Below are 9,454 nucleotides of genomic sequence, written 5' to 3'. Positions count from 1 at the left end.
TTGCCCACCCTACGGACTGGATATGAGGCCGCGCTATTGCCCTTGAACTGCGGCTTGCGCTTTTCCATGAAGGCGCGGCGGCCCTCGCGGAAATCCTCCGAATCCATGCAGGTGGTGCCGATCGCCTTGATCGCGGCCATGTCGCGGTTGGACGGGTCCTTCAGGATTTCCCCGATCGTGAGCTTGGCCGCCTGGATCGCCAGCGGCGCATTGCCGGAGATCGTGCGCGCGATCTGCAAGGTGGCGTCGAACAGTTCGGCATCGGGCAGCACGCGGTCGACCAGTCCGATCCGCAGCGCTTCCGCCGATTCGATCTGCATGCCGGTATACATGATCAGCCGCGCCCAGGACGGCCCAACCAGGGAAACCAGGTGGCGCAACCCGTCATAGCCGTAGGCGATGCCGAGCTTGGCGGCTGGAATGCCGAAGCGGCTGTCCTGCGCGGCGAAGCGCATGTCGCAGGACATCGCGACCTGCATGCCGCCGCCGAGGCAGAAGCCGCGGATGCAGGCGATGGTGGGCTTCGGAAACTGCGCGAGCAGCGCGCGCTGGGCTTCGCTGCGCTTCGAATATTGCTCGGAGGCCGCGGCGTTGTGCCGGGTCTTCTCGAACTGGCTGATGTCGGCGCCCGACACGAATGCCTTGTCGCCGGCGCCGGTCAGGATCACGACCCGCACGTCCGAATCGTCGCGCAACTCGGTCAGCGCTTCGCCGAACCCTTCCCACATCTCGAGCGACATCGCGTTGCGCTTCTCGGGATTGTTGAAGGTGACGATGCCGACGCCTTCGGCCATGCTCTTCAGAATCTTGCCGTCGGCGTAGGATTTCGCGTTGCTCTTGGTGACGTCCAGCATGGCAAGTGGCTTTCCCTGTAGCTTTCCTGGGGTCAGGCAAGGGTGGTGACGAAAGGCCCGAAATTGGCCCGGGCAAATGCCGGGCGCGCCTGCATCCTAGCCCACCAGTCGGCGACCCTGGGATGGGCCTTTTGGGATACCTGATCCGGCGCGATCTCCTCGTCGATCCGCTTGACGAAGGGGGCGGCCGCGATGTCGGCGATCGAATAGGCCTGGCCGACCAGCCAGCCGGAGGCAGCCAGCGCCTGTTCCATCCTGTCCAGCAGTTGCACGAGCCTGCCCCGCGCTGCGTCGCGCTCCTCCTCGGTATAGGGCTTGCGCGCCACCCGCAGCCAGGCCTCCTGCCGCTCCTTGCTCGGGATGTTCTTGATCTTCGCCGCCAGCTCCTCGTCGGACCATTGCTGGGCCACCTTCTGCAGATGGTGGCGCCAGTTGAACACGATGAGGTTGCCGATCAGGCCGTCGATATGCCGGATCCAGTTGCGCATCTCGGCGCGCTCGTAGGGGGTCTCGGGGCGCAGCGGCGGATCGGGAAAGCTCTCGTCGAGATATTCGCAGATCGTGCCGCTCTCGTGCAGCGGCCGTCCGTCATGGATCAGCGTCGGGATCACGCCCAGCGGGTTGATCTTCAGATATTCCGGCGAATGATGCTCCAGCCTGGTCATGTCGACGACATGGCTCTCGTAGCTGAGGCCCTTTTCCTCCAGGCACAGCCGCACGCGGCGCGAGGCGCTCGAGCGGTTGCCGTGATGCAGGATCATCATGGTTTCTTCCCTTTGGCCTTTATCGGCGCATCGTTCCCCGCGTGGCTTGGAGCGTCAACGGCTGATTGGCGCGCAAATGGCAGCAATGCAATCCGCGGCTGGCGGCGGTTCGCCCGCGCTTGCCGCATGGCGAAAATGCGGGAATAGGACCGTGGAAGGTCTTTGCTGAATCGCGTCAGCCGCTAAGGTGCTTCGCAAGATCAATGATCCTGCGGGGGAATGCCATGCGGCTGACGAGACGGAAAGCGATCATCGGGGCCGGCGGCGGATTGTTGTGGCTGCCTCTGCGAGCCGGGCGCGCCGAGACCGCCTATCCGAACCATCTCGTCAAGATGATCGTGCCGTATCCGGCGGGCGGCACCACCGACTATCTCGGCCGCCTGGTCGCCGAACAGATCAAGACCGGCCTGAATGCCACGGTCATCGTCGAGAACAAGCCGGGCGCCGCCACCTCGCTCGGCGCCGAGCAGGTCGCGCGGGCCGAGCCGGACGGCCACACGCTGTTGATGGCGACCTCGACCACGCTCGCCATCAACAAGACGCTGTATCGAAAGCTCGCCTACGATCCGGTGAAGGATTTCGCGCCGATCGCGCTCGTGGCCGGCGTGCCGTTCGCGCTGATCGTCAATCCCGCCCTTCCGGCCACGCTGGCCGAATTCGTCGCCTATGCCAAGTCCAAGCCGGGGCTCGCCTACGGTTCGGCCGGCAACGGCAGTCCGCAGCATCTCGGAGCCGAGATGCTGAAATCCGCCGCCGGCATCGACGTCCGCCACGTGCCCTATCGCGGCAGCATCCCGGCGATGCTCGACGTGATCGCGGGCCACATTCCGTTCATGGTCGTGGACCTGCAGCCGGCGCTACCGCAGATCCGCGATGGCAAGGTCAGGGTGCTCGGGGTGACGACGCCCAACCGTGTCGCCGTCGCGCCCGATATCCCGACGCTCGCCGAAAGCGGGCTTCCCGGCTTCGAGCTCGTGGCCTGGCAGGGCGTGGTCGCGCCGGTCGGCACGCCGCGTCCGATCGTCGATGTGCTCGCCGGACAGATCGGCAAGCTACTGGCCGATCCCGCCACGCCGGAGCGCTTCAAGACGGCAGCGCTCGAGCCGTTGCCGCCCTCGACGCCCGACAGCTTCGCCGCCTACATCAAGGCGGAGGTGGATCGCTGGGCCGCCATCGTGCGGAATTCGGGAGCGGAGCTGGAATGAACTGTTCCGACGTGCTGATCGTCGGCGGCGGCCCGGTCGGGCTGACGCTGGCGATCGATCTCGCCTGGCGCGGCATCGAGGTGACGGTCGTGGAGGCGCGGGCGCGCGCCGCGCCGCCCGAGCCGAAGTGCAATCATGTCGCCGCGCGCACCATGGAGATTTTCCGCAGGCTGGGGTTGGCCGAGAAGGTCCGCAATGCCGGGCTGCCGGCGGACTATCCGCACGATATCAGCTACCGCACGAGCTTCACCGGCGAGGAGCTGACGCGGATCAGGATTCCCTGCCGCCGCGACCGCTTCACCGTAACCGACGGTCCGGACGGCAACTGGCCGACCCCGGAGCCGCCGCATCGCATCAACCAGATCTTCCTCGAGCCGATCCTGTTCGAGCACGCCGCGGCCCAGCCGCGCATCCGCATCCTCAGCCGCACGGCGGCCGGGGACATCAGGATCGAGGACCGCCGGGCGCGCGCGACCTTGCGGGATCTCGACACCGGTGCCGAAAGGCAATGGGAGTGCCGCTTCCTGATCGGCTGCGACGGCGCGCGCTCGGTCGTGCGCAAGGCGATCGGGGCCGAGCTCCAGGGCGATGCCGTCATTCAGCGCGTGCAGTCGACCTTCATCCGCGCGCCCGGACTCATCGGCCGGCAGCGCTGCGCGAGTGCCTGGGGCACCGGCGCCATCAATCCACGCCGCTCGGGCATGGTCTACGCGATCGATGGAAGCGAACGCTGGCTCGTGCACAATTACCTGCGCCCGGACGAAGAGGATTTCGAGGCGGTGGACCGCGATCGCTCGATCCGCACCATCCTCGGGGTCGACGCGGATTTCGACTACGAGATCATCTCGCGCGAGGACTGGTACGGCCGTCGCCTGATCGCGAGCAGGTTCCGCGATCGCTGCGCCTTCATCGCCGGCGATGCCGCGCACATCTGGGTGCCCTATGCGGGCTATGGCATGAACGCCGGCATTGCCGACGCGATGAACCTGTCATGGCTGCTCGCCGCGCATCTCAACGGCTGGGCACCCGCGGGCATCCTCGATGCCTATGAAGCGGAGCGCTGGCCGATCACGAGCCAAGTCTCGCGCTTTGCGATGTCGCATGCCGAGGCCGAGATCCGCCGCCGCGGTGCCGTGCCGCAGGAGATCGAGGAGGACGGGCCCGCCGGCGAAGCGGTGCGCCGCGAGGTCGGGCGGCTCACCTATGAGATCAATGTCCGGCAATATGCCTGCGCCGGCCTCAACTTCGGCACCTACTACGATGCCTCGCCGATCATCGCCTATGATGGGAGCAGGCATCCGGCCTACACGATGGATACTCACACGGCTTCGACGGTCCCGGGCTGCCGCACGCCGCATTTCTGGTGCGCCGATGGACGCTCGCTCTACGACGCGATGGGGCCGGAGTTCACCCTGCTGCGGCTCGATGCCGCCGTGAATGTCGGTGCGATCGAGGCTGCGGCACGCGCAAAGGGACTACCGCTCGAGGTGCTCGACGTCGAGCCGCCAGAGACCGTCACTTCCTATGACGGCAAGCTGGTGTTGTCGCGCCCGGATCAGCACGTGGCCTGGCGGGGCGATGGTGTACCGGACGATCCGGTTGAGTTGATCGACCGCGTCCGTGGCGCGGCCGGCTAAGGCGCGCAAGCCACGAATGCATTGTCGTCCGACGCCTACTCCTCGTTGGCGGCGATCGATTCCATCAAGGAGACGAGCTGTCGCTGAACCGTCTGATCCTTGATCTTGCTGTAGGCCCGCAGCAGCCTCAGGCTGAACGCGCTGTCCAGAAACAGCAGGCTCTCGACCTCCCGCGATTTGTTGTCGCCGTCATAGAAAAACGTGACCGGGACGTCGAGGGCGGAGGCGATCTGCTGCAGCCGAGCGGCGCCGACGCGATTGACGCCTTTCTCGTACTTCTGAACTTGCTGGAAGCTCACGCCGAGTTTTTCGCCGAGTTCTGCCTGGGAGATCTTTTGTTCGACGCGCCGCAGCCGGATACGCTTGCCGAGCTCGATGTCGGGCTTGCCGGCACTGCGTTGCTTCATTTTCTTAGCAGCTGATTTATTCATTCTCGTGCTACCGCCTTTCGGTCGAAAAATCCCCCGAAGCACTGGGTCGGGGGCTCACCCATATACACCGGTTTATGTTCCGTGGATCAAATTTGTCCTTAAACCACGGGATGCGTTGGAGCAAAAGTCCCCATCGCACGAGCACTCGGTCCGGAAGGTATCATCTTCCCGCAAAGCGTGTACAGCGCTGTTGAATGTCCACGCCGTTGCAGGCGACCGGTGCTCATTCTCCTGTAGGGTAGCTGTCATCGAAACTGGCCAAGTCCAAATACGAGACAATAGGACATGTTTGCCTTCTCGATGGGCAACTATCTTCAGATGCCCACAAGTTCTTCCCACGGTTGATGTGGCAAAAGAATGCGGGCCATACAACCAGGACGCGTCGTTGCGCTGCACCTTTCGACGTTCATCATTACTGTTAGCAGTTCGGATGCAAATAAATCTCGTGCCCGAGTTCGCGGGCGTGCTAACTGTAACTCCGTATTAGAACGGAGTGAGAGACGTTCGTCTTTCAACGTGATGTGAGACGCTCATCGCTGTGCCTCCGCTTCGTGATTTCCGTTTCGAAATGGTGTTGGTGCGCGTACCGTGCTACTCTGACGAGTGGTTTGCATTGGGGATTGTTGCAGGCGGGTTTCGCGGACCGGATAGACCAGGCCGCGCCTCGCGCACAGGGCAATGGAAAGAGCGCCGGTGGTAAATTCAAACGAACAATTACTTTCAATTCTTGCTGTCCTTGAAGATTGTCGGGCCGCGCTCGTATTGAGCGGCACAAAGGATACGGCTCAATTGGTTTCGATGGCCGTCCTCGACCTGCGCATGAAGCTCAACCACATCGACGATGCAGAGCTTCGGGCGCTGTGCGACGAGATCGCGACGTTGGATGCGTCGATCGATCGCGAGCACAAGGTTGCCGTCAGCCAGCGTCGCCGTCCGTTGTTGCGGGTCGTCAAGTAGGGCCGGATTTCCGGCGGGGCGGCCCTCCTGTCCAGCCGTGTTCGGATTCCGAACTGCGTATCGTATCGTGGCATCCTCGGCTCGAACTTCGGAAATTCAGGCTCCGGCACGAGATGCCGGATGCCGCATTTGTGATCGGCGAGACGATGCTCGCCGCAAGCCGGAGCCCGGATGCGGCCTGCCGGCCCGCCGGCCGATGTTGCGCATTCCGGCGCATCGGTTACATCAGGTCGGCCTGCTTGCGGCGCGGTGTCGAGGCGGGGCAGGAACCGAAGGCCCGGCGATGGCGATGTCTGCATGATTCAAAACGTCTCGATTCCAGCGGCGCTGATCGCCGGCCTGGTGAGCTTCCTCTCGCCTTGCGTGCTGCCCCTCGTGCCGCCCTATCTGATCTATCTCACCGGTGCGACGATCGAGCATGTCGAGCACGGTGAGGCAATCGCCGCCTCGAAGCGGGCGGTGATGATCTCGGCGTTGTTGTTCGTGCTCGGCTTCTCCACCGTGTTCGTGATCCTCGGCGCCAGCGCCTCGCTGGTCGGCGCCTTCATTCGCGCATGGTCCGGAGAGCTCGCGGTCGCGGCCGGCATCGTCATCATCACGATGGGCCTGCATTTCCTGGGGCTGACCCGGATCGGGCTCCTGATGCGCGAGGGCCGGCTGCCGATCCCGAAGCCGGTCGGCCTGTGGGGCGCCTATGTGATGGGGCTGGCCTTCGCCTTCGGCTGGACGCCCTGCATCGGGCCGATCCTGGCCGCCATCCTGTCGATCGCCGCTGCGGAAGCGACGGTGGCGAAGGGTGCAGGTCTGCTTGCGGTCTATTCCGCGGGCCTCGGCATTCCCTTCCTGATCGCAGCCTTCATGATCGAGCAATTCTCGACGCTGTTTGCCCGAATGAAGGGGCACCTCGTCAACGTCGAGCGGGCGATGGGCGTCCTGATGGTCGTCACCGGCATCGGCTTCCTGACCGGCGCGGTGTCGAGCGTCAGCATCTGGCTGCTCGAGACGTTTCCCTCGCTGCAGAGCTTCGGCTAGAGCTGTTTCCGTTTCGGATGGAATCGGAACGGAAGCTCTAGCTTCTTTGTTTTGACGCGTTTTCTTCACGCTAACCGGTATCCACTTCGCTCGAAAACGCTCTAGCTACTGATCTTCCAGCGCGCAGGTCACGGTGTAGACCACGCCGCGCGGCAGGAAATCGACGGTCGCCTCGCCGCCGAGCTGGTCGCGCGCGCTGCGCTCGATCAGCCGCGATCCGAAGCCGCGCTGCACCGGCGCGGTGACGGGCGGCCCGCCGGTCTCGGTCCAGATCATGCGAAGTTTTCGCGACGCATTGTCTTCCATCACCTCCCATTCCAGCGACACCATGCCGCTATCGTTGGACAGCGCGCCGTACTTCGCCGCGTTGGTGGCGATCTCGTGCACGATCATGGACAGCACCACCGCGAGCCGCGGCGACAGCGGCAGCTTGGGGCCGCTCATCCTGACCCGCTCCGGATTGCTCAGCCGATAGGGCTGCAAGACCCGCGTGATCACGTCGGCGAGCTCCGCGCCCTGCCACTTTTCCCGGCTGAGCAGATTGTGCGCTTCCGCGAGCGCGCCGAGCCGGCCCTCGAACTTCTCGCGCTCCATCCGCGTCGCGCTGCGGAACGTCTGCGCCGCGATCGCCTGCAGGATCGCCAGCGTGTTCTTGACCCGATGGTTGAGCTCCTCGACCAGCAGATTGTGCAGCATCTCGCCGCGCGCGATAGTGGTCGCCATCCTGACCGCGAAGGCAAGTCCGATCAGAAGCAGCACCGCGCCGATGACGCTGGCAATGGCGAGGTCGCGCCACAGCGGGGCCACCAGCGAGCTTTCGGTGACGCCGGCGGCGATGATCCATCCCGTCAGCGCGGAATGCGCGAATCCCGACATCAGCGGGATGCCCTCGAGCGAGACCGTCGGCATCACCGCTTCGGATTTGTGCAACATGTCCGAGAGCACCGTGGGCGAGGCCGGCTTGCCGACGGTATCCTGCGGGTTGGGAATTCGCGCGAACACCGTCCCGCTGCCGTCGAGGAGCGACAGCGTCCATTCCGCGCCGGGGCGCTGCTTGTCGAGGATGGTCTGGAACAGCGCCAGCGGCGGACTGAACGAGATCTCGTAGACCACCTCGCCGTCGCGAACGACCGGCACCTCGACGGTGACGATCAGCTGCTTCTTCACCGAGCCCAGAAACAGGTTGGAGTATTGCGGCCGCTTGCTGACGAAGAGGCGCTCGACGATGTCGCGGTTGTTGCGCGGCGGCAGGCTCGCGGTATCGGCGCTCACCGAGGAGAACAACTGACGGCCCTTGCGGTCGGCGACCAGGATCACCCCGTCCCTGCTGTACTGGTTGAGGAAGCCCGATGCGATGCTGCGGAAGCCTTCGAAATCGCCGCTGCGCAGCGATTCGGTGAGCGTCAGCACCTGCAGGCCGTCGGTCATCCGCTGCACCTCGGCATCGAGCACGAGTCGGATGCTGCGCACCGTCTCGAGCACGTGCTGGGCCGCCTCCTGCCGGTCCTGCTCGTAGTTGCGCAGGATGGTTCCGACCGCGAAGACGATCAACGGCAGCGTAGTTCCCGCCACGAGAAGAGCGAGCCGAACGGGGAGGGAGGTCTTTGGCAAGGAGGTTTCCGGATCGACGCCCACCAGCCGCCCAACATAGGAGAAGCGTTCCGCCCGCGCCAAGCCTTTTGGATCCGAATTGGTTCGGTTCCGATGCGCTGCCGCGGCAAATCAGAGATTGCTGTCGGTGATCGCGGAACAGACCAGCGTGCGCAATTCGCGTCGGATCGGATAGGCACTCGACGGCAACACCTGGGTCATGAAAATCGCGATCAGCTCTTCGGCCGGGTCGATCCAGAACGACGTCGTGGCCGCGCCGCCCCAGGCATATTCGCCGCGGCTGCCCGGGATCAGCGTCTGGGCCGGATCCATGGTGACGGAGAAGCCGAGACCGAACCCGACGCCGTTGTAGCTCGCTTCCGAAAACAGCGACCGCGACATCGCCGGCAGGTCGACGCCGCCGGGCAGGTGGTTGGCCGTCATCAGCGCCAGCGTCTTTGGTCCGAGCAGGCGAACGCCGCCGATCTCGCCGCCATGGAGCAGCGCGCGGCAGAAGGTGAGATAGTCGCTGGCGGTGGAGCACAGGCCGCCGCCGCCGGAGATGAACGAGGGCGGCGACAGGAAGGAGCTCGTCGCCGGATCGTCCTGCAAGGTCAGCACGCCCTTTCGTGCGGCGGCATCGGCGGTCATGCCAATCTTCAGATCGGCCGAGTAGCAGGCCGCCAGCCGATGCGCCTTGGCCTGAGGCACATGGAAGCCGGTATCGGCCATGCCGAGCGGATCGAAGATGCGCTGCTTCAGAAACTGCTCGAAGGGCTGGCCCGAAATCTTGCCGATGAGATAACCGATCACGTCGGTGGAAACCGAGTAGTTCCAGGCCTCTCCGGGCGAGAATTCGAGCGGGATATCGGCGAGATCGGCGATCATTCCTTCCAGCGTTCCGGCCTTCTCGACGTCGCCGATCTTCTTTTCACGGTAGGCGGCGTCGACATTGGAGCGCTGCTGGAAACCGTAGGTGAGCCC

The 9,454-nt window shown here is 64.5% G+C and carries 9 protein-coding genes; 4 read left to right on the top strand and 5 right to left on the bottom strand.

From position 1 onward, the window contains the following. Window positions 1-854, bottom strand: an 854-nt coding sequence (locus JOY90_RS38405; RefSeq protein ID WP_291696289.1) for an enoyl-CoA hydratase, incomplete at its 3' end; no start/stop codon positions are given. 32 nt (window positions 855-886) lie between these two features. Continuing rightward, window positions 887-1,618 (bottom strand): glutathione S-transferase family protein, encoded by a 732-nt coding sequence (locus JOY90_RS38400; RefSeq protein WP_291696288.1) that lies wholly within the window; start codon window positions 1,616-1,618, stop codon window positions 887-889. Between the two features lie 224 nt (window positions 1,619-1,842). Here JOY90_RS38400 and JOY90_RS38395 point away from each other — a divergent pair, with 224 nt between their 5' ends. Both JOY90_RS38395 and JOY90_RS38390 read left to right on the top strand, forming a co-directional pair. Then, on the top strand, window positions 1,843-2,823 hold the full coding sequence (locus JOY90_RS38395) for a tripartite tricarboxylate transporter substrate binding protein (protein WP_291696287.1): 981 nt from the start codon (window positions 1,843-1,845) through the stop codon (window positions 2,821-2,823). Next, window positions 2,820-4,460, top strand: a complete 1,641-nt coding sequence (locus JOY90_RS38390) for an FAD-dependent oxidoreductase (protein ID WP_291696286.1) — start codon at window positions 2,820-2,822, stop codon at window positions 4,458-4,460. The genes JOY90_RS38395 and JOY90_RS38390 overlap by 4 nt, the downstream gene beginning before the upstream one ends. Before the next feature lie 35 nt (window positions 4,461-4,495). Here the strand turns inward: JOY90_RS38390 and JOY90_RS38385 are convergent, their stop codons facing one another. Next, entirely contained in the window at window positions 4,496-4,891 is a 396-nt protein-coding gene (locus tag JOY90_RS38385) for a helix-turn-helix transcriptional regulator (protein WP_291696290.1), read from the bottom strand. Between the two features lie 678 nt (window positions 4,892-5,569). Here JOY90_RS38385 and JOY90_RS38380 point away from each other — a divergent pair. Both JOY90_RS38380 and JOY90_RS38375 read left to right on the top strand, forming a co-directional pair. Next, complete coding sequence (locus JOY90_RS38380) at window positions 5,570-5,848, top strand: hypothetical protein (RefSeq protein ID WP_291696285.1); 279 nt, start codon at window positions 5,570-5,572, stop codon at window positions 5,846-5,848. Window positions 5,849-6,145: 297 nt separating this feature from the next. Further along, window positions 6,146-6,880 (top strand): cytochrome c biogenesis CcdA family protein, encoded by a 735-nt coding sequence (locus tag JOY90_RS38375; RefSeq protein ID WP_291696284.1) that lies wholly within the window; start codon window positions 6,146-6,148, stop codon window positions 6,878-6,880. A gap of 105 nt (window positions 6,881-6,985) precedes the next feature. On the opposite strand, the gene JOY90_RS38370 is transcribed toward JOY90_RS38375, so the two are convergent. Next, window positions 6,986-8,491, bottom strand: coding sequence for a sensor histidine kinase (locus JOY90_RS38370; protein ID WP_291696283.1), 1,506 nt, complete (start codon window positions 8,489-8,491; stop codon window positions 6,986-6,988). A gap of 111 nt (window positions 8,492-8,602) precedes the next feature. Continuing rightward, window positions 8,603-9,454, bottom strand: an 852-nt coding sequence (locus JOY90_RS38365) for a serine hydrolase (RefSeq protein WP_291696282.1), incomplete at its 5' end; no start/stop codon positions are given.

It is taken from the genome of Bradyrhizobium sp., assembly GCF_019242285.1.
Taxonomy (GTDB): domain Bacteria; phylum Pseudomonadota; class Alphaproteobacteria; order Rhizobiales; family Xanthobacteraceae; genus Bradyrhizobium.
Note: the sequence above shows the minus strand (reverse complement) of the source record. Positions and strands in the feature narration are given on the sequence as shown.

What these genes read in the sequence shown, in the direction of transcription:
- JOY90_RS38380 (WP_291696285.1), top strand. Translation starts at nt 5,570, where the DNA reads ATGGAAAGAGCGCCGGTGGTAAATTCAAACGAACAATTACTTTCAATT.
- JOY90_RS38390 (WP_291696286.1), top strand. Translation starts at nt 2,820, where the DNA reads ATGAACTGTTCCGACGTGCTGATCGTCGGCGGCGGCCCGGTCGGGCTG.
- JOY90_RS38400 (WP_291696288.1), bottom strand. Translation starts at nt 1,618, where the DNA reads ATGATGATCCTGCATCACGGCAACCGCTCGAGCGCCTCGCGCCGCGTG.
- JOY90_RS38385 (WP_291696290.1), bottom strand. Translation starts at nt 4,891, where the DNA reads ATGAATAAATCAGCTGCTAAGAAAATGAAGCAACGCAGTGCCGGCAAG.
- JOY90_RS38375 (WP_291696284.1), top strand. Translation starts at nt 6,146, where the DNA reads ATGATTCAAAACGTCTCGATTCCAGCGGCGCTGATCGCCGGCCTGGTG.
- JOY90_RS38395 (WP_291696287.1), top strand. Translation starts at nt 1,843, where the DNA reads ATGCGGCTGACGAGACGGAAAGCGATCATCGGGGCCGGCGGCGGATTG.